Annotated in this window: 24 protein-coding genes; 8 read left to right on the top strand and 16 right to left on the bottom strand. The window is 68.5% G+C overall.

What is annotated here, in order from left to right:
• Positions 1-7: 7 nt before the first annotated feature.
• Positions 8-724: a hypothetical protein gene (locus AB0M48_RS15690; protein ID WP_363841556.1), complete on the bottom strand. Its 717-nt coding sequence runs from the start codon at positions 722-724 to the stop codon at positions 8-10.
• 60 nt (positions 725-784) lie between these two features.
• Between AB0M48_RS15690 and AB0M48_RS15685 the strand changes: the two genes are divergently transcribed.
• Complete coding sequence (locus tag AB0M48_RS15685) at positions 785-979, top strand: hypothetical protein (protein ID WP_266039604.1); 195 nt, start codon at positions 785-787, stop codon at positions 977-979.
• Between the two features lie 160 nt (positions 980-1,139).
• Complete coding sequence (locus AB0M48_RS15680) at positions 1,140-1,658, top strand: DinB family protein (protein ID WP_363841552.1); 519 nt, start codon at positions 1,140-1,142, stop codon at positions 1,656-1,658.
• A gap of 8 nt (positions 1,659-1,666) precedes the next feature.
• Here AB0M48_RS15680 and AB0M48_RS15675 read toward each other — a convergent pair whose 3' ends face one another.
• The gene (locus AB0M48_RS15675; RefSeq protein ID WP_363842691.1) at positions 1,667-3,241 is read right to left on the bottom strand and encodes a sulfatase-like hydrolase/transferase; all 1,575 of its coding nucleotides are present in this window, start codon (positions 3,239-3,241) and stop codon (positions 1,667-1,669) included.
• 84 nt (positions 3,242-3,325) lie between these two features.
• Between AB0M48_RS15675 and AB0M48_RS15670 the strand changes: the two genes are divergently transcribed.
• A complete protein-coding gene (locus AB0M48_RS15670) occupies positions 3,326-3,988 on the top strand; it encodes a dihydrofolate reductase family protein (protein ID WP_319986504.1) in 663 nt (220 codons plus the stop codon).
• Here the strand turns inward: AB0M48_RS15670 and AB0M48_RS15665 are convergent.
• Together AB0M48_RS15665 and AB0M48_RS15660 are read right to left on the bottom strand one after the other, a co-directional pair.
• Entirely contained in the window at positions 3,969-4,370 is a 402-nt protein-coding gene (locus AB0M48_RS15665) for a DoxX family protein (RefSeq protein WP_363841548.1), read from the bottom strand. The two genes, AB0M48_RS15670 and AB0M48_RS15665, sit on opposite strands and share 20 nt — an antisense overlap.
• Positions 4,363-5,097, bottom strand: coding sequence for a CDP-alcohol phosphatidyltransferase family protein (locus AB0M48_RS15660; RefSeq protein ID WP_363841545.1), 735 nt, complete (start codon positions 5,095-5,097; stop codon positions 4,363-4,365). Before AB0M48_RS15660 ends, AB0M48_RS15665 begins: the two co-directional genes overlap by 8 nt.
• 41 nt (positions 5,098-5,138) lie before the next feature.
• Here AB0M48_RS15660 and AB0M48_RS15655 point away from each other — a divergent pair, with 41 nt between their 5' ends.
• Together AB0M48_RS15655 and AB0M48_RS15650 are read left to right on the top strand one after the other, a co-directional pair.
• Positions 5,139-6,116: a zinc-binding alcohol dehydrogenase gene (locus tag AB0M48_RS15655; RefSeq protein WP_363841542.1), complete on the top strand. Its 978-nt coding sequence runs from the start codon at positions 5,139-5,141 to the stop codon at positions 6,114-6,116.
• On the top strand, positions 6,103-6,795 hold the full coding sequence (locus AB0M48_RS15650) for a creatininase family protein (RefSeq protein ID WP_363841539.1): 693 nt from the start codon (positions 6,103-6,105) through the stop codon (positions 6,793-6,795). Before AB0M48_RS15655 ends, AB0M48_RS15650 begins: the two co-directional genes overlap by 14 nt.
• Here the strand turns inward: AB0M48_RS15650 and AB0M48_RS15645 are convergent.
• Genes AB0M48_RS15645 through AB0M48_RS15630 form a run of 4 tightly spaced genes read right to left on the bottom strand, consistent with a single transcriptional unit; the run spans position 6,709 to position 9,821 of the window.
• A complete protein-coding gene (locus AB0M48_RS15645) occupies positions 6,709-7,632 on the bottom strand; it encodes a lysylphosphatidylglycerol synthase transmembrane domain-containing protein (RefSeq protein WP_363841536.1) in 924 nt (307 codons plus the stop codon). The genes AB0M48_RS15650 and AB0M48_RS15645 overlap by 87 nt on opposite strands.
• A gap of 53 nt (positions 7,633-7,685) precedes the next feature.
• Complete coding sequence (locus AB0M48_RS15640; protein ID WP_363841533.1) at positions 7,686-8,465, bottom strand: class I SAM-dependent methyltransferase; 780 nt, start codon at positions 8,463-8,465, stop codon at positions 7,686-7,688.
• Entirely contained in the window at positions 8,462-9,433 is a 972-nt protein-coding gene (locus AB0M48_RS15635; protein ID WP_363841530.1) for a glycosyltransferase family 4 protein, read from the bottom strand. The genes AB0M48_RS15640 and AB0M48_RS15635 overlap by 4 nt, the downstream gene beginning before the upstream one ends.
• Entirely contained in the window at positions 9,411-9,821 is a 411-nt protein-coding gene (locus tag AB0M48_RS15630) for a 6-carboxytetrahydropterin synthase (RefSeq protein WP_319986618.1), read from the bottom strand. The genes AB0M48_RS15635 and AB0M48_RS15630 overlap by 23 nt, the downstream gene beginning before the upstream one ends.
• A gap of 91 nt (positions 9,822-9,912) precedes the next feature.
• Here AB0M48_RS15630 and ribA point away from each other — a divergent pair, with 91 nt between their 5' ends.
• Together ribA and AB0M48_RS15620 are read left to right on the top strand one after the other, a co-directional pair.
• Complete coding sequence (gene ribA, locus AB0M48_RS15625) at positions 9,913-10,548, top strand: GTP cyclohydrolase II (protein WP_363841527.1); 636 nt, start codon at positions 9,913-9,915, stop codon at positions 10,546-10,548.
• A 38-nt stretch (positions 10,549-10,586) separates the two neighbouring features.
• Positions 10,587-11,768: an amidohydrolase family protein gene (locus tag AB0M48_RS15620; RefSeq protein ID WP_363841524.1), complete on the top strand. Its 1,182-nt coding sequence runs from the start codon at positions 10,587-10,589 to the stop codon at positions 11,766-11,768.
• On the opposite strand, the gene AB0M48_RS15615 is transcribed toward AB0M48_RS15620, so the two are convergent.
• From AB0M48_RS15615 to AB0M48_RS15605, 3 genes are read right to left on the bottom strand one after another with little or no spacing between them, the layout of a single operon-like run.
• Complete coding sequence (locus tag AB0M48_RS15615; RefSeq protein WP_363841521.1) at positions 11,726-12,616, bottom strand: NAD(P)-dependent alcohol dehydrogenase; 891 nt, start codon at positions 12,614-12,616, stop codon at positions 11,726-11,728. The two genes, AB0M48_RS15620 and AB0M48_RS15615, sit on opposite strands and share 43 nt — an antisense overlap.
• A 56-nt stretch (positions 12,617-12,672) precedes the next feature.
• Positions 12,673-12,897, bottom strand: coding sequence for a helix-turn-helix transcriptional regulator (locus tag AB0M48_RS15610; protein WP_363841518.1), 225 nt, complete (start codon positions 12,895-12,897; stop codon positions 12,673-12,675).
• Positions 12,894-13,316: a hypothetical protein gene (locus AB0M48_RS15605; protein WP_363841516.1), complete on the bottom strand. Its 423-nt coding sequence runs from the start codon at positions 13,314-13,316 to the stop codon at positions 12,894-12,896. Before AB0M48_RS15605 ends, AB0M48_RS15610 begins: the two co-directional genes overlap by 4 nt.
• 149 nt (positions 13,317-13,465) lie before the next feature.
• On the opposite strand from AB0M48_RS15605, the gene AB0M48_RS15600 reads away from it, so the two are divergent.
• Positions 13,466-14,332, top strand: a complete 867-nt coding sequence (locus AB0M48_RS15600) for a tat pathway signal sequence (RefSeq protein ID WP_363841513.1) — start codon at positions 13,466-13,468, stop codon at positions 14,330-14,332.
• Here AB0M48_RS15600 and AB0M48_RS15595 read toward each other — a convergent pair.
• The 5 genes from AB0M48_RS15595 to AB0M48_RS15575 are packed head-to-tail and all read right to left on the bottom strand — an operon-like array spanning position 14,329 to position 16,881.
• The gene (locus AB0M48_RS15595; protein ID WP_363841510.1) at positions 14,329-14,949 is read right to left on the bottom strand and encodes an SDR family oxidoreductase; all 621 of its coding nucleotides are present in this window, start codon (positions 14,947-14,949) and stop codon (positions 14,329-14,331) included. The genes AB0M48_RS15600 and AB0M48_RS15595 overlap by 4 nt on opposite strands.
• Before the next feature lie 29 nt (positions 14,950-14,978).
• Positions 14,979-15,338: a VOC family protein gene (locus tag AB0M48_RS15590; protein WP_363841507.1), complete on the bottom strand. Its 360-nt coding sequence runs from the start codon at positions 15,336-15,338 to the stop codon at positions 14,979-14,981.
• Positions 15,335-15,682 carry an MmcQ/YjbR family DNA-binding protein gene (locus AB0M48_RS15585; RefSeq protein WP_363841504.1) on the bottom strand — a complete coding sequence of 116 codons (348 nt, stop codon included), beginning with the start codon at positions 15,680-15,682 and terminating at the stop codon, positions 15,335-15,337. Before AB0M48_RS15585 ends, AB0M48_RS15590 begins: the two co-directional genes overlap by 4 nt.
• Before the next feature lie 43 nt (positions 15,683-15,725).
• The gene (locus AB0M48_RS15580) at positions 15,726-16,268 is read right to left on the bottom strand and encodes a hypothetical protein (RefSeq protein WP_363841501.1); all 543 of its coding nucleotides are present in this window, start codon (positions 16,266-16,268) and stop codon (positions 15,726-15,728) included.
• 55 nt (positions 16,269-16,323) lie between these two features.
• The gene (locus tag AB0M48_RS15575; RefSeq protein WP_363841498.1) at positions 16,324-16,881 is read right to left on the bottom strand and encodes a hypothetical protein; all 558 of its coding nucleotides are present in this window, start codon (positions 16,879-16,881) and stop codon (positions 16,324-16,326) included.
• Between the last annotated feature and the right edge of the window lie 279 nt (positions 16,882-17,160).

Raw genomic sequence — 17,160 nt, 5'->3', positions numbered from 1 at the left:
GCCGACCCTAACGCCGTTGGACGACAACGTCCTTCGGTTTCGCCACGACCTCCTGCGGCGGCCGCAGCACGTCCGGTGCGGTGCTCCACTGGCTGTACACGGCGGTGAGCCGCTCGGTCTGCTCGTCGACGGTCGGCGCGCTGCGCTCGACCCGCACCGGCCTGTTCTCGTCGTCCACCTCGACGACGAGCCGCACGTCACCGTTCGTGTAACCGCCCGAGTGCGGCACCCCACCCGCGGCGAACACGTACCGGTCGCCGTCGTGCTCGGTGAGCCGGAGGGTCTTGCGGTCGATCCCGCTGAACGCGCCGCTCGGTGCGTATGCCTGCTGGGCCAGCGACAACTCCACCGACAGCGCGCCCACCCACAACGCGTCGTCGAGCCCCATGCCGGAGAACTCCTTGCCGGGCGGCAGGGTGAGATCGCTGTGGCTGAGGTAGTCGTCGTCCTGCACTCTCACCGAGCGGTAGTCGATGGTGCCGTACCTGCTCTCCCTGTGCGCGGTCACGTCGTGCTGCGGCGTGCCGCCCATCCCGCTGAAGTGCAGCACACCGGCGTAGGCCTGTTCGTGCGGGTGCTTGCCGCCGACCTCGATCTTGACGTCGAGCCGCACCGACTTCTGCTGCCGCATCACCTCCCGCCAGCCGTCGAGCAGCGCCACCGGATCGGCGGGCGTCACCGAACAGGCGGTCAGCACCAGGAGCAGGGACAGGGCCAGGCGCATGCCATGAGTCTTCCGCGCTGCTGACGTTTGCACGTCCTGTTCGCCGGAAACCACGAGTGCATGACCGAACACCAGCAGTTCACCACGCCCGAGGGCGGCGGCGAGCCCGTCGACGAGGAACCGGACGCGGTCGCGACCGAGGCGGGCGGCGGCGAGTTCGTCACCTCGCCCGAGGAGACCGCCATGCACATCGAGGAGACCGAGGAAGGCGGCGGCCGGGTCGACCGTCCGGGTGACGGTTACCTGGACGAGTAGGCACGGTCGGCTGACTCACGGAGGGTGACGCCAGGTCAACGCCGGATCGCTCGAACGGCGCTCGAGTTTCGCTTGAGCGGCCGTTCGTCTAGGACACAAGCTGACCTCAAGTGGTCCTAGAGTCCTTCATGTCGGGACAAACGAGCGAAGGACAGAAGCGATGACCACCACCGAGATCCTCACCGGCGAGCGCGCGGACCTCCTCGAGACCCTGCGGCAGCACCGCTGGTTCCTGACGTTCACCGCGCAGGGCCTGAGCGACGAGCAGGCGGCGTCGAGCCCGACCGCGAGCGCGCTGAGCATCGGCGGTCTGATCAAGCACGTCGCGTCGGTCGAGGAGAGCTGGGTCAAGTTCATCGAGCACGGCACCTCGGCGATGGAGACCGACCCCGAGTCGACGGACTACGAGAACCACGCGGCGAACTTCCGGATGGAGCCGGGCGAGACGCTGGAGAGCATCATCGCCCGCTACAACGAGGTCGCGGCCTACACCGACAAGCTGGTCGAGACGGTCGACATGGACCTCTCGCACCCGTTGCCCGCCGCGCCGTGGTTCCCCGAGGGCAAGACGTGGTCGGCCCGGCGGGTGTTCGTGCACATCGTCGCGGAGACCTCGCAGCACGCGGGCCACGCGGACATCATCCGCGAGACGATCGACGGCCAGAAGACGATGGGCTGATCACCGCGCTAGGCGTTCGGCGGCGAGAAGGTCGAGAGGAACTGGTCCCGGAAGTCGCTCATCCGCGACACCGGGGCCGACCCTCCCGGCTTGATCCCGTCGTCCCACTTCCAGGCCCCGACCTCGGCCATCACGGCCGGGTCCTTGGCGACGACGGTGATCGGCACGTCCCGCGACGCGCCTTCTCCGGTCACCATCTGCGCCGGCTGGTGGTCGCCGAGGAACACCATCACCAGGTTCTCGTCGCCGTACTTCTCGAGGTACGAGAGCACGGACTCCAGCGAGTACGAGATGGAGTGCGCGTAGTCGGCGCGCACGGCCGCCGGGTCGCGGCCGAAGATCGACTCCGGCGGGTCGTTCGACGCGGGCATCGTCGAGTAGATCGAGCCGTCGCCGAGGTCGTCCCAGTCCACGAAGTCCGGGGTCGGTGACCACGGCGCGTGCGAGGACACCATCGGGATCGCCGCCATCACCGGGCCGTGGGCCTTCGAGCGCTCGTTGCGTTGGAACGACTCCAAGGTGAACTGGTCGGGCGTCGTCGCGTAACCGAAGCGCGGTCCCTGGTAGCCGAGGTCCTGGGCGGCGTAGATCTTGTCGTAGTGGAAGAAGTCGCCTTCCGGCCACGCCTGCGTGATGCCGGGGACGACACCGACCGAACGCCACGACGACTCGCGGAACGCGCGCGGCAGCGTCAGCCGGTCGGAGGCCACGAGGTTGCGGTACCGCTGCTGGTTGTCGATCCACAGCCCGGACAGCAGCGTCGCCTGCGCCATCCAGCTGCCACCGCCGGCGGTCGGCGAGGTCAGGTACGCCGAGCGGGCCGAGTACCCGGCGGCCTCGAGCCGATCGTTGCCCTGCGCCAGCTTCGCGGCGACGTCCGGCATGTCCAGCGCCGACTTGCCGTAGCTCTCCACGAACGTGAAGACGACGTCCTTGCCCTGCAACGAGGACAGCAGCCCGGGGTGATCGCGGAACGCGTCGACGGAGGCCTCCGCCGCGAACACCTCCCGGTCGTTCAGACCGGCCTGGACGCGTCGCGCGTGGTCGACCAGCGACGTCGCCGCGGCGTCGGAGTAGACCGGAACCCCTGGCACGGCAAGGGAAACGCACACCACGACCGCCGCGGCCACGGCCCGGATCGCGACGGGACGCCGTCCGGCGGCGACAGACCCGAGGCGCTGCACGGAGATCGCCGCGACGAGCACGATCCCGGCGACCAGCGCGAACGCGAGACCCACGGCGAGAACCGAGGCGAAGCGGCCGAACGTCACGTCCACGAAGTCGATGGCGGGCACGAGCAACGGCCAGTCCAGCACGAGGTCGAACGGCCGGTACAGCACCATGTCGAAGCCGATGTCCATGATCTTGACGACCGCGAACAGGCCCAGCGCGACGCCGCCGGCGATGGCCGCGGGCCTGCGGATCCGGTCGGGCAGCAGCATCAGGACCAGCACGCCGACGAGGCCTTCGAGCGGCACCCGCAGGAACGCCTCGAACGAGAACTTCTCCAGGTCGCTCGGTGCGATGAGCACGAACAACACGAACAGTCCCGCCAGGACCGTGACCGTCCGCCGCGGCAACATCCTCACCGAGAATCCCCTTTCCAGACTCTATGAGGTAAACGCGGCGCGGCACACCACCGGTTCAACTGCTCTACCATCTGGTCCGTGACCCGCCCGCACGTTCTGCTCAGCGTCGCCGTCAGCCTCGACGGCCACATCGACGATCGCGGCACCGAGAGGTTTCCTCTTTCCAACGCCGAGGACTTCGACCACGTCGACCGGATGCGCGCGGAGTCGGACGCGATTCTGGCGGGGGCCGAGACACTGCGCCGTGACAACGCGCGGCTGCTGGTCTACAGCGAAGAACGGCGCGCGCGGAGAATAGCCGACGGCAAACCGGAGTACCCGTTGCGCGTCACCGTCACGAGAAGTGGCGATCTGGACCCTGAGCTGCGGTTCTGGCACTGCGGCGGCGCCAGCCTGGTGTACTCGCGCACCCCGGAGACCACGGTCGGCCACCTCACCGAGACGAAGACCTTCAGCGAATTCTCGGAGATTCTGGACGATCTGGGCGCGCGCGGCGTGAGAAAGCTCATGGTCGAAGGCGGCACGAGCATTCACACGGCGTTCCTCGAAGCCGGACTGGCCGACGAGATCAGGGTGGCGGTGGCACCGATGCTGATCGGACAGGCGACGGCCCCGCGTTTCGTGAATCCCGCCGAATTCCCCGGTGGACCGGCACGCCGATTCCACCTGGAGGACGTCACGAAAGTCGGGGACGTCGCGGTGCTCCGCTACTTCCCGAAAGTCACTTCCGAACGAGCTTGAGCGCACCGAAGATCTGTTCGCGGCGGTAGACCGCGATCACCAGCGCCCACACCATGAAGATCAGCGGCATCATCGCGTCGTCGAAGCCGCCGTTGGTGACCAGGAGCAGTTCGGTCAGCGCCGCGCCGGCCATGATGCCCGCGAGGCCCAGCGCCGCGAGGCCGCAGATGGGCGGGATGAGCAGGCCGATCGCGGTGCCGATCTCCAGCACACCGGTGAAGTAGCGGAACCACTGACCGAAGCCGATGTCGTCGAACTTGGCGACGAACGAGTCGGTGAACAGCGCGTAGCCGTTCATCACGAACTGCACGGCGAGCACGATCTGCAGGATCCAGACGACGATGTTGCCGATCTTCGCCGCTGTTGAGGTCTGCTCAGGCATGGCGGGATTCTCCCACCGAAACGGCCGCGTTGTTCCACAGCCAGAGCACATCGCGACCGAACGACCACACGAGCGATGCCAGCGCGAGACCAACGAGGACGCCCGCGAACGGCAGCAGGCCGGATGCCGCCACGACGAGGAAGATCCCTTGGACCGCGGCCACGACCTTGCGGGCGTAGCTGGCGGGCAGCGGCGCGTTCATCCAGCGCAGACGCCAGGAAGCGGCGACGAACGCGTACCGCATGAGCCCGATCGCGAGCACCCACGGACCCATGTGCACGGCCACGTACGCGCTCAGCACCAGGATGAGGAAGGCGTCGACCTCCATGTCGAACCGGGCGCCCAGCGCGGTCGAGGTGCCCGTGCGGCGAGCGACCTGACCGTCCACCCAGTCGAGTGACAGCGCGACGGCCGCCAGCGTCACGACCAGCGCGACCGGGACGTCCTGCCCGGCACGGTCCGCGACCAGGGCGGTCACCGCGCCGACCATCAGGCCGCGAGCGAGCGTGACGCGGTCGGCGGGACCTAAGGAGCTGGTGCGATGACGCTGCATGCCGTAGCCGAGGAACGCCCACGTGGCGAACCCGTAGGCGAGACCGGCGGACCAGCCGAGCAGTCCGAGGCCGGTAGTGGCACCCACCACAGCCAGCAGGAGTACCTGGGCGGCGGCCCAGGCGGCAGGCTCCCGTACGACGACGGGTGTCCTGGTGTGCTGAAGTGTGATCATCAGGTGCCCCTAACGAACTTCGTGCGGCGGAGGTGTTGTGAGTGACACGTACGGCGAGTGCCTTTTGGCTCAATGAATCCGGAAACGGGGAGGTTCGGCAGGTCGCACTGCCCGAACCCGGTCCGGGTGAGGTCGAGGTGCGCACGCTGTTCTCGGGCGTCAGCCGCGGCACGGAGACCCTCGTGTTCCGCGGTGGTGTGCCGGAGAACCAGTACGCGGTGATGAGGGCTCCCTTCCAGGAGGGCGACTTCCCGTGGCCGGTGAAGTACGGATACCTCAACGTGGGCGTCGTCGAACACGGGCACCTGCGCGGGCGCACGGTGTTCTGTCTCTATCCACATCAGACTCGTTACGTGGTGCCGGAAACCTCGGTCACGCCCGTGCCCGACTCGGTGCCGGCCTCGAGGGCGGTGCTGGCGGGCACCGTCGAGACCGCGGTCAACGCCGTGTGGGACGCGCGTCCGCTGATCGGCGACCGGATCGCGGTGGTCGGTGGTGGCATGGTCGGGTCGAGCATCGCCGCGGTGCTCGCCACGTTCCCCGGCGCCCGCGTCGAGCTCGTGGACGCCGATCCCGCTCGGGAGGAGGTCGCGCGGAAGCTTGGTGTCGGCTTCGCCCTGCCGGGCAACGCCCTTGACGGCTGCGATCTCGTCTTCCACGCCAGTGCGACCGAACCGGGCCTCACCACGGCTCTCGACCTGCTCGCGCCGGAAGGCCGCGTGATCGAGCTGAGCTGGTACGGCGACCGGAAGATCTCCGTGCCGCTGGGCGAGTTCTTCCACTCGCGCAGGCTGACGATCCGCAGCAGCCAGGTCGGCACGGTCGGCCGCCCGGACCGCACCTACGCCGAACGCATGGCGGTCGCGCTCGACCTGCTGTCCGACGACAGGTTCGACGCGCTGATCACGGGACACAGCGCGTTCGAGGAACTGCCCGCTGTGATGCCCAAGCTGGCCGACGGCGAGATTCCGGCGCTGTGCCACCGGATTGACTACGGTCAGGCTCATGTTTCCGAGTGACACCACGGTCGACGTCCGCGACAAGCGCGTGGCCGTGCTCCCGGTCGGCAGCACCGAGCAGCACGGTCCGCACCTGCCGCTGGCCACGGACTCGGTGATCGCGTGGACGATCGCGTCGGAGATCGCCGCGCGGTACCCGGTCCGGCTGCTGCCGCCGATCCAGTTCTCGTGCTCGCAGGAGCACGCCGACTGGCCGGGAACCGTCAGCATCTCCGCGCGCACGCTGATCTCAGTGGTCACGGACATCGCGGAGTCCCTGCGGCGCAACGGTGTCACGAACCTGGTGCTGGTCAACGGCCACGGCGGCAACTACGTGCTGTCCAACATCGTGCAGGAGGGCGAGGGCCTGGCACTGTTTCCCGGCCGGGACGACTGGGCGTTCGCGCGGGAGAAGGCCGGCATCGAGACCTCGGCGTACAGCGACATGCACGCGGGCGAGCTGGAGACCTCGATCCTGCTGCACGCGCACCCCGATCTGATCCGTCCCGGCTACGAAACCTCTGACCACCTGGCGGAGGACCGGCGGCACATGCTCACCCTGGGTCTGACGCCGTACACGTCCTCCGGCGTCATCGGGCGTCCGTCACTCGCGTCAGCGCGCAAGGGCGAGCTCCTGCTCGCGGGGCTGGCCGAGTCCTTCCGCCACTACCTCGACCTGTTCGGTCTTGGCACGGCGTGACAGGAACAGCACGACCGCGCCGGGCAGAGCGGCGATGAGCGCCAGCACGCCGTAGACGATGCCCGTGGTGAAGCCCTGCGCGGCGCCCAGACCGGCGGCGCCGAACGCCACCGCGAGGAACGCCTCGCGCGGGCCGAACCCGCCGATGTTGACCGGGATCGCCATGATCAGCAGCGCCAGCACGACGACCGGCGCGAGCTGGGTGACCGTCGCGTCCGACCCGGCGGCGCGGGCGGCCACCAGGAACATCGCGACGTAGCCCGCGACCGTGGCGGCCGACAGCCCGATCACGGCGGGCCAGGTGCGCAACGACAGCAGCCTGATGCCGTCCGCGAGGGTGTTGACCAGTGCCTTGCGCACCGGCCGGCTGTTCCAGCCGACGGCGGTCAGGACGGCCAGACCGGCGAGGATCAGCGCCGCGGTGGTGCCGTCCGGCGCCAGGTCGAGGCCGGGCGCGGGGTGCGTGAGCAGCACCGCGAGCCCGATCCCGATGAGCACGATCTGGCCGGCGAAGCGCTCGAAGAACACGGCGCGCACGCCGCGTCCGACGTCGCCCGACTCACGGCCGTGGTTGACCGCGCGGTGCACGTCACCGAGCACGCCCGCGGGCAGCACGGCGTTGACGAGCTGGGCGCGGTAGTAGTCGCTGACCGCGGTGCGCAGGGTCAGCGGCAGGCCGAGGCGGCGCGCGACGAGGACCCAGCGACCCGCGCTGAGCACCGTCGTCACGAGCCCGATCGCCAGTGCGGCGGCCACGGAGAACGCGTCGATCGCGCGCAGTCCGTCGACGAACGCCCCGGTGCCCAGGCGCACGCCCAGAGCCACCAGGATGCCCAACGCCAAAACCAAACGGAGCCATGGCCATAGTGTCTTGATTTTCAGGTAATTCATCACACAGCTCCCGGTAGCGCCAGCAAATCGACGTGGTGGACCACCACAGAGGCCGTTGACCTGCGACGCAGGTAGTCGGAAGCCTCGGAGGCGAGTGCGGGTTCCTGCTCCACCGCGGCGTCGACCCAGCCCTTCAGCCATTCCCGCTGCAGGGCGTCGCCATTCATGCGCCAGGGGCTTTGAGCCGTTCGGACCGCGGCGCCGGCCGCCACGAACGCCTCTTCGGCGGCAGCCGGTGCGTCAGGTCCGAGCAGACGGCGCCCGTCCACGACGCGACGCTGGTGAGCGTTGAACGCGTCCTGGAAGGCGGCGTCGAGCGGCTCGGCCGGATCGATGTCGATCCGGCCGGCCACCGAGAGCGTGAACAGTGCGGGCACATGAGCTTCTACGCAGGCCAGCGCCAGAGCGTTCATCTCTTCGGCGGTGAGCAGGTCGAGCAGGGCGGAGCACGTGACGAGGTCGGCGCCTGCGATGTCGGCGGCTTTCAGGGACGTGAGGTCGCCCTCACGCGTCTCGGCGGTGACGTCCTCCAGTGCGCTCACGCTGGCCTCCGCCAGCCCGAGCAGCCGGGGGTCGCGGTCGTGCAGCACCCAGTGCTGCACGCCGCCGAGCCTCCCGGCGAGCCATCGTCCCATCGATCCCGTTCCACAACCCAGGTCACGGATCGTCAGGGGGTTTCGGTTCACCAGAGTTTCGCGGAGGGCGTCCACGAACTCGGTCGAGCGTGCGGTCGCGTCGGCGTTCTCACGCAGTGCCAGCCATTCCGGGGCGAAGGTCATGGCCGGAGCGTAGCCAGCACCCTCCGCAGGTCCTCTGTGGATTCGTCCCAAGTGGACAGAACGGCCCGCCGGACGAGCGCCTTCGCACGCAGTCCGGCCCGGAAATCTTGATCTTCGAACCACCGCGTCAGTGCAGCTTCCAATGCGTTTTCGTCCCCGGCGGGAATGAGCAGACCGCCGTCGCCGAGGGCGTCCGGGACCGCGCTCGCGATGACCGGCAGGCCGCGGGCGAGCGCCTCGGTGACGACCATGCCGTAGGTCTCGGCGCGGGAGGCCAGCACGAAGAGGTCGGCGCTGGCATACGCGCTGGTCAGCGCCTCGCCGGCGAGTGGCCCGGGGAAACTGACGCGGTCGTCTCGCGGAAGCTCGCGCAGGAACGGCCGGTGCGGGCCCACGCACGTCAGCCGCCAGTCGCGTTCGATCCTCCGCAACGCCCTGACCAGCAGGTCGTGGCCTTTGCGAGGTGTGATGGACGCGACGCAGAGCAGGTGGTGAACGCCGTCCGTGCCGTGTGCCAAGGGCGCCGGATCGGTGCCGGGGGCGACGACGTGGACGTGGTCGAGCCCGTGCCTGCGCTCGATGTCGCGCGCGGCCGTCGGACTCGTCGCGATGACCGCCCTCGCAGCCCTCAGGACCCGCCCTTCGCGGGCGTCGAGGTCGCGTGCGGTACCGGGATCAAGGCCGGTCTCGTCGGCGAGCGGCAGATGCACCAGCACGGCGATGTTCAATCTTCGCGTGTGAGGAACGACGACTTCGGGCAGTCCGCAGCTCACGAGGCCGTCGAGGAGCACGACGTCTCCTTGCGGGATCGCCGCAAGCGTTTGCTCCAACGCGGTGGCGTCGCTCGGACTCGGCCAGTCACCAGCGACGAGCAGACGGTTCAGGCCCGCGCTCACACGCAGGTCGTAGACGTTGCCGCCGCTGGGACTGCCCGGATCTCCGACGTCAGCCGGAAGGACGAAGTGCACGTTCGTAGCCCGCCCACGCCACATGCGACTCGTGGAGTGTGACGGCGATCGCATCGATCCCGTGAGCGCCCTCACCCAGCGCACCCTCGGAGATCTTGTCCGCGAGCTGGTCCGCGATGTGTTTCGCGAGCCACTCCGTGGACGTGTTGATGCCTGCGAACTGGGGTTCTTCGTCCAGGTTGCGGTAGTTGAAGGCGGCCAGGACCTTGTTCAGCTCCTGGGTGGCGAGTCCGATGTCGACGACGATGTTGTCCGAATCGAGCTCAGTCCGTTTGAACGTTGCGTCCACCACGAACGTTGCTCCATGGAGACGTTGTGCCGGACCGAAGACCTCGCCGCGGAAACTGTGGGCGATCATCACGTGATCGCGGACGGTGATGCTGAACAGGGTGACCTCCGCTGTGCGGTCGGGTTACGGTGCGACTCCATCCGAGCGTAGCTGCACGTTCGGAAGGCGCCTGGTGACAAGGGGACCGGAGATGTTCGAAGAGGCCTTCAACGAGGAAGACGTCGCGGAGTCCGATCTGGTGACCCGCCGTGGCACCTTCCGCGCAGTCGCGTTCCGCGCGGACGGCCACGAGCACATGGCCCTGGTGTACGGCAAGACGAAGCTGCGCGAGAACGTCCTCGTGCGCATCCACTCCGAGTGCATGACCGGCGACATCTTCGCCGCGATGCGCTGCGAGTGCGGCGAACAGCTCGACGCCGCGCTGAACACGATCGTGCGCGAAGGCAGCGGCATCCTGGTCTACCTGCGCGGGCACGAAGGACGCGGAATCGGCTTGGTGTCGAAGATCCGCACCCACGTGCTGCAGGACGAGGGACTGGACACGTTGGACTCGGCCACGTCGCTCGGCCTGCCCGTCGACGTCCGCGACTACTCCCCCGCGGCTCGCGTGCTCAAGCACCTGCGCGTGCAGTCCGTGCGGCTGATGTCCAACAACCCGGACAAGATCGCGGCGCTGGAGTCCTGCGGAATTTCGGTGACCGCACGCGTGCCGTCGCTCATGACGCCCAACGCGCACAACATCGCGTACCTGACGGCGAAGCGGGACCGGCTCGGTCACGACCTGCCTCAGGTCGAGGAGTTCACGACGTTGCCACATGCCCGCTGACCATTGCTTTCCCACCAGGTGGCGCTCAGACTGGGCCGATGCTGGCGCTGCGGGCAGGGCGTGCGTTCGACGGTGAGCGGTCGGTTCCGGGCCCCGTCACGGTCCTCGTCGAGGACGGGAAGATCAAGGCCGTCGAGCAGGGGCATCCCGACGTCGCCGGTGCCGAGGTCGTCGACCTCGGCACCGCCACCGTCCTGCCCGGACTGATCGACACCCACGTCCACCTGTGCGCGGACAGCGAGAACGGCGCGCTGGACCGCCTGCCCGACTTCACCACCGAGCACCTCGACGAGGTGATCAGGGATGGCCTCGACCGCCACCTCAGGGCAGGTGTGACCACCGTCCGCGATCTGGGTGACCGCGAGTGGTCCGTGGTGGAGCAGCGCTCGAAGCACCGGCAGCGCGTCCTCGCCTCCGGACCGCCCATCACCAGCCCGCGTGGCCACTGCTGGTCGATGGGCGGCGAAGCGTCCGGTGAGGACGCGCTCCGCCAGGCCGTGCGCGCCAGAGCCGAACGCAACGTCGACGTCGTCAAGATCATGGCCAGCGGCGGGTTCGCCACCCCCGGCACGATCGTCGACGACTGCCAGTTCACCGAGCACGAACTGCGCGTGGTGGTCGAGGAGGCTCATTCGCTGGCCCTCCCGATCACAGCGCACGCCCACAGCCTCAGGGCCGTCCAGCACGCCGTGGCCGCCGGCGTGGACGGCATCGAGCACTGCACGTGCCTGTCCGGCGGGGCCATGGTCGTCCCCGTCGAGCTGATGGACGCGCTGGCGGAGGCCGACGTCGCCGTCTGCCACACCTTCGGCGTCACGATGGACCCGCCTCCCCACATCAAGGAGGCGTTCGACCGCATGGGGATGACCATGGCCGCCAAGATCGACGCGGCCGGGCGGATGTTCGATCACGGCGTGCGCACGGTGTCCGGCACGGACGGCGGAATCGGTGCGGGCAAACCACACGGGATCATCGCCCACGCCCTGCGGGACCTGATCTCGGCGGGCATCCCGAACATCGCCGTGCTGGCCAGCGCGACCAGCCAGGCCGCCAGGGCGTGCGGCGTGAGCAAGGGCGTGCTGAAACCCGGCTGGGATGCGGACGTCATCGCCGTGCGAGGAGATCCCGTGCGGGACATCACGGCGTTGCACCACGTGACGACCGTGGTGATCGGAGGTCAGATCGTGACGACCGTCTTGCCGACGGACCGCCGCGAGTAGACGTGGTCCACCGCGCCGAGCGCTTCGGACAGCGGGAACACCTTGCCCACGGCGGCCTTCAGCGAGCCCGCCTCGACGAGCACGCGCAGCTCGTCGAAGACGTCAGCGCGTTCGGTGGACATCAGCGGCACGAACTTCCTGGACGAGAACGGGTTCAGCAGGACAGAGCCCAGCGACTTCTGGAAACCGCCTGTGATCGATCCGCCGGTCTCCGCGCCGACCAGGACGATTCTGCCGCGCTCGTTGGTGGCCTTGCGCAACCTGGACAACGGCCTGGCGCCGCCGCAGTCCAGGATCAGGTCGTACGTGCCGGTGAAGTCCGCGACGGTGTAGTCGAAGACCTCGTCGGCGCCCAGTGACCGCACCAACTCGACCTTGCTCGTGCTGCACACACCGGTCACGTGTGCGCCAAGGGCTTTCGCGATCTGGACCCCGTACGACCCGACGCCACCGCCCGCGCCGAGCACCAGGACCCGTTGCCCCGGCTGGACTCCGCGCAATCCCTGCAGCGCCGTCCCGCCCGAGATCGGCATCGCGGCCGCCTCCGTGAACGAGATCCCCTCCGGCTTGCGCGCCAGCTGTGAGACCGGCGCGACGGCGTACTCGGCGAACGACCCCTCGCACGTGCCGAACACCTCGTCGCCGACCTCGAACCCGGTCACGCCGGGCCCGATCTCCCTCACGACACCGGCGACGTCCCGTCCGGGCACGGGCGACTTCGGCCCGCGGAACCCGAACCCGAGGATCCGCAGCAGGTACGGCTTGCCGGTGAGCAGGTGCCAGACGCCCATGTCGACGCCCGCCGCCCGCACCTCCAGCAGAACCTCGCCCTGCCCAGGCACAGGCACAGGCACATCGAGGTCACCGAACACCGCCGATCCGTATCTTCGTTGTACGACAGCCTTCACAGCTCTTCCTCCTCCGGGTACTGGAACACCTCTTCGAGCGACACCCCGAACACGCGCGCGATCTTGAACGCCACCTCCAGCGAGGGCGAGTACTTGCCCTGCTCGATGGCGATCAACGTCTGCCGCGTCACGCCGATGGCCGCGGCGAGGTCGGCCTGCTTCATCTCGCCGTGCGCGAACCGCAACGCACGGATGGAGTTCGTGACTTTGGTCGGCTTCACAGCATTCCCCGCCGGTAGAGCGCGATCTTCGCCGCGGACCCGAGCACCGCGGACAGCACGAAGCACAGGTAGAGCACGTTGGCGATCCAGAAGTACGGTGCCTCGACGATCGCCAGCGCCATCGCGGACATGCCACCGATGACGACGAACGACTGGCCGATGTGGTCACCGATCCGGCCGATCTCCCGGTCCCGCTCGTCGGCCTGCAGCCCGTCGTTGCGGGCGGCGATGCCGAACCAGATCCCGGACGCGATGCCGGCGACGATCCCGAACGCGATCGTCCACACCAGCGCGCCCACGTACGGCGCCTCGACCAGCGGACGGCCCGCCGCCCCGTTCAGGACGAGCACGACGTAGACGGCGTACCCGGCCAAGGCGATGACCGCCATGGCCCACGCCCGCTTCTCCTCGAACGCCATGGTCCCGCTCCTGATGTCAAAGAAACCTGACATCACCAAGGTAAAGCGAACTGGACACCGTGTCAAACATCTTTGACTTAACCTTTTCGTGATCAACGCGGCCGTATGGCGGTCGACCACGTCTTACCGGACCCGTTAGCGTGCGGCGCATGCTCCGTCCGATCCTTGTTGCGTGCGCGCTCGCCCTCACGGCGTGCGGCCACGCAGTGACGGCGGAACCTCCCGCCGCCGCGCGCACGCAGCTCCAGTCGCACACCCCCGCGGCAGCACCTCTCGTCGCGACGCCCGGGGTCTGCCCGCTGCCCGACAGCGGGTTCGAGTGCGACTTCCAGAAGCGGATCAAGGCGGCGCAGGACTACGCCGAGACCAGGCCGGGAACCACGGGCTTCGTGCTGCGCGACCGCGAGTCCGGCGCGATCTGGCGCAACGACCACTCCGGCGACATGACGTGGACCGCGTCGACGATCAAGCTCGCGATGGTCGTGAACCTCCTGGAACGCCACCGCGCCGGCAAGATCAGGCTCAGCACCGAGGACCGCCGGCTGATGAGCGCGATGCTGCACACGTCTGACGACGACGCCGCCGACACGCTGTGGAAGCGCTACAGCGGCGCGACGTTCAACGCGGCGTTCGGCAAGTACGGAATGACCGATTTGGCGCCACAAAGGGGTTATTCGACCGCGTTCCCCTACTGGGGCTTCGAGAAGTGCACGGCCAACGACCTCGACCGCCTGATGAACTACGTCCTCGACTCCGTGCCGGCGGAGGACCGCGCGTACATCCTCGGGCAGATGCGTGAGGTCGCGCCCGTGCAGCAGTGGGGCGTCTGGGGCCCGGACTCCGGCGTCAAGAACGGCTGGTCGGAGGAGGAGGGCGGCTGGGTGATGAACTCGGTCGGGTTCGTCGGCGAGGACGAGCGGTACACGCTCGCGATCATGAACAACCTCAAGGGCGAGGGCGCCTACGACGAGGGCCGCGCAACCGATACCGAGATCACGCGCATCCTGTTCCGCTAGCGCGGCATCGGTTCGAAGTGGAACGAGCGGATGAAGCAGTCGCGTGGCTGATTCACCGCGAACAGCACGCAATCGGCCACGGACCGCGCGGTGAGCACGCCGTCGCGCGCCGCGTCGTCGCTGTTGTCGAAGTCCGGCGGGTACAACGCGATCATGCGAATGCCTTCGGGCCGCAGTCGTTGCGACATGATCTCCGCGTACCGCCCCTGACCGGCCTTGGCGGCGTGGAACGCGGCGTGCGCGATGTGCGCGGGATCGCTGCGTGACTCGGCTTCCAGCGACACGAGCGTGACGACGTCCGGACGTTCGGAACGCCGCAGCAGGGGCAGGAAGCTCTCGGTCATCAGCACCGTTCCGGCCGTACCGGACAAGATCGTGCGCACGATCGCGGCGTCGTCCACCTGGGACTCCGCCAGGAACCCCGCGGCGTTGTTGACCAGCACGTCGACGTGGCCGAGCAGCTCGCCGGTCCGCTCGGCGCACTCCCGGACCGACACCGGGTCCGTGAGATCGCACCGCAGCGCGTCGCGCCCTGCTCGGCGAACCGCCGCGCGATCGTGCGCCCGAAACCCCTGCCGCCACCTGTGACCACCACGTTCATGGCCGAGATGCTGCACCCTCGATCCCGGTGGAGGTCAAGCGACCGTCAGCCCTGGATCGACTCCCACAGGCAGAGCACGGTGCCCTCGCTGTCCTTGACGTACTGCGAGAACCCGTGGTCGGCCACGCGTTCCTTGGCGTTGAGCACCGTGCCGCCCGCCTCCACGACCTTGCGCGCCACGATGTCGATCGCCGGGACCTCGATGATCAGCACAGGCCCCTGCACGAACTCGGTCCGGGGCGAGATCCCGCCGTCCGCGTCGGCCACGTCGACCGGCTCCCCGTCCGTGTCGACGAGCACGTAGTCGAACGGCAGCCGCTGCGCCGACCACCCGAAGACGTCGCGGTAGAACGCCGTCGCACGGCCGAGGTCGTCCGCGGGCAGCTCGAACTTGACCCGGCTCATCGCGCGAGGTCCGGCACCTGGGCGATGAGTTCCTCCGGTGCGGACAACCGCCAGGCCTCGAACACCAGCTCCCGCATCTCGTCGGCCTCGACGCCTTCGAGGTGCACCACGACCCAGCCGAAACCGCCGGACGTGAACTGCTCCTCGAACACCTCGGGCCGTTCGGCCACGAGAGCCCGCTGCTCGGACAGCGTCTGCTTCAGCCCGACCGTCTGCGTGCGCGGCCAGTAGTAGCCGAACACCTTGCCGCGCACGCGGAACGTGTCGTACTGCTGACCGGACGACCGACGCGCCTCGGCGAGCCCGTCCACGATCTTGAAGAGCTGCTTGTTCGATGTCGCCACTGCCGACCCCCAAAGCCGAAGGCGGAAAGTATAAATCCGGCTTTCAGGACGCGGGCGCGGTGAGCCTCCCCAGGTGGTCGACGACCAGTGCGGCGTGGGACAGCGGGGTGCTCAGGTCCTCGACGTCGCCGTTGGTCGTGTAGTCGAGCAGCACGACGTCGGCGGACTCGGCCAACTCGCGCAGGCGCTCGACCTCGGCCCGCAGGCGGTGTTCCAGGACCCAGCGGTAGGCCGGTAAGTAGATCTCCTGCCGGGCCGTGCGGTAGTCGAGCAACCTCTCGCCCGTGAGGCCCGCGCGGTGCCCGCGGACCGGGCCGAAGCGCCGGACCGTGCGCTTCAGGCCCTTCATCGACGTCACCGCGAGCTTCGACGGGTCGACGTCGGCCCCCTCGAACACCTTCAGCGCCTGCCAGAGCCCCTCGACGGACTCACTCGTCACGCCGGGCGACAACGGCACCGGGATCTGGCCGTGCGGGAAGAACGGGCTGAAGCGCACCCACGGCTCGGGGCCGCGCGAGGTCACGTCGATGACCACCGCGTCCGGGCGCTTCACCTTGCGACGCTTGCTCGCGACTTCGATCGGCATGGTCCGAGCATGGCAGGAGGGTCTGACAATTCCAGGCGAGCGCGCACCGCCGGCGTCAGAACCTGTTCAGCTCGTAGAGCTTCGCGCCGTTAGAGCCGTAGACGACCGCGTGGTCCGCCTTGTCGAAGGAGATCTTGAAGGTGGCCTGGTTGGATCCCTGCTTCACGATCAGCGAGTAGCGGTTCTCGCTGTCCGGTGCGGAGGACAGCGAGCAGCTCATCGGGCCACCGATGTCGAGCGGTTTGCCCTGGTGGTAGTAGAAACCCTCGCACTGCGCGCCGTTGCCGCCGAACGTCTTCGTGCCGGTGCCGTCCGAGGCGGTCCAGGTGCCGACCGCGGTCTGCGACACGTCGGCGCCGGCCGCGGGTTCGTCGGCGCCGGTCAGGTTGACCACCACGGCCCGTCCCACGAGGAACAGCGCGGCGATCGCGACCGCGGCGACCAGGATCCCGCCGAAGTGGAACTTCTTGTTGCGGTTGTGGACGGTGTTGCTGCTGTCGGTGACGTCGCGGCCCGCGATGATGCCGTTGTCGCTCGCGCTGATGGAACCGCCCGCCGAGATCGTCGAGCGGTTCTGCTCGTCGCGCGGCGGCATTCCGGACTGTGGCTGCACGTCCGTCTCCTTCGCTGGTCAGTCCCCGCACTCCACCACCGGAGAAGGGGACCCGGCGGCCGTTGTGCGTCACGTGCGGCACCGACAACGCGTTTCGTTATGACCACGTCCACTGCGGGATCGCGCATGTCCACTTTTTCATCGGCGCGCAAAACCGCATTCACATCGCTCCGGGGAACAGGAACGCAACGAAAATCCGCGCGCATTCATACGTCAGGAGCAATGCGGTCACATCTCGCATGATCCGAGCGATGACCGGGGTTGCCGCATCCCCGGAAG

It is taken from the genome of Lentzea sp. NPDC051208 (genome assembly GCF_040682435.1).
Lineage (GTDB): Bacteria > Actinomycetota > Actinomycetes > Mycobacteriales > Pseudonocardiaceae > Lentzea > Lentzea kristufekii.
Note: the sequence above shows the minus strand (reverse complement) of the source record. Positions and strands in the feature narration are given on the sequence as shown.

Coding starts and splice junctions, on each gene's coding strand:
- AB0M48_RS15665 (WP_363841548.1), bottom strand. CDS start 4,370: ATGCCTGAGCAGACCTCAACAGCGGCGAAGATCGGCAACATCGTCGTC.
- ribA (WP_363841527.1), top strand. CDS start 9,913: ATGTTCGAAGAGGCCTTCAACGAGGAAGACGTCGCGGAGTCCGATCTG.
- AB0M48_RS15620 (WP_363841524.1), top strand. CDS start 10,587: ATGCTGGCGCTGCGGGCAGGGCGTGCGTTCGACGGTGAGCGGTCGGTT.
- AB0M48_RS15650 (WP_363841539.1), top strand. CDS start 6,103: ATGTTTCCGAGTGACACCACGGTCGACGTCCGCGACAAGCGCGTGGCC.
- AB0M48_RS15590 (WP_363841507.1), bottom strand. CDS start 15,338: ATGAGCCGGGTCAAGTTCGAGCTGCCCGCGGACGACCTCGGCCGTGCG.
- AB0M48_RS15660 (WP_363841545.1), bottom strand. CDS start 5,097: ATGATCACACTTCAGCACACCAGGACACCCGTCGTCGTACGGGAGCCT.
- AB0M48_RS15680 (WP_363841552.1), top strand. CDS start 1,140: ATGACCACCACCGAGATCCTCACCGGCGAGCGCGCGGACCTCCTCGAG.
- AB0M48_RS15690 (WP_363841556.1), bottom strand. CDS start 724: ATGCGCCTGGCCCTGTCCCTGCTCCTGGTGCTGACCGCCTGTTCGGTG.
- AB0M48_RS15640 (WP_363841533.1), bottom strand. CDS start 8,465: ATGACCTTCGCCCCGGAATGGCTGGCACTGCGTGAGAACGCCGACGCG.
- AB0M48_RS15600 (WP_363841513.1), top strand. CDS start 13,466: ATGCTCCGTCCGATCCTTGTTGCGTGCGCGCTCGCCCTCACGGCGTGC.
- AB0M48_RS15675 (WP_363842691.1), bottom strand. CDS start 3,241: ATGTTGCCGCGGCGGACGGTCACGGTCCTGGCGGGACTGTTCGTGTTG.
- AB0M48_RS15605 (WP_363841516.1), bottom strand. CDS start 13,316: ATGGCGTTCGAGGAGAAGCGGGCGTGGGCCATGGCGGTCATCGCCTTG.
- AB0M48_RS15580 (WP_363841501.1), bottom strand. CDS start 16,268: ATGCCGATCGAAGTCGCGAGCAAGCGTCGCAAGGTGAAGCGCCCGGAC.
- AB0M48_RS15685 (WP_266039604.1), top strand. CDS start 785: ATGACCGAACACCAGCAGTTCACCACGCCCGAGGGCGGCGGCGAGCCC.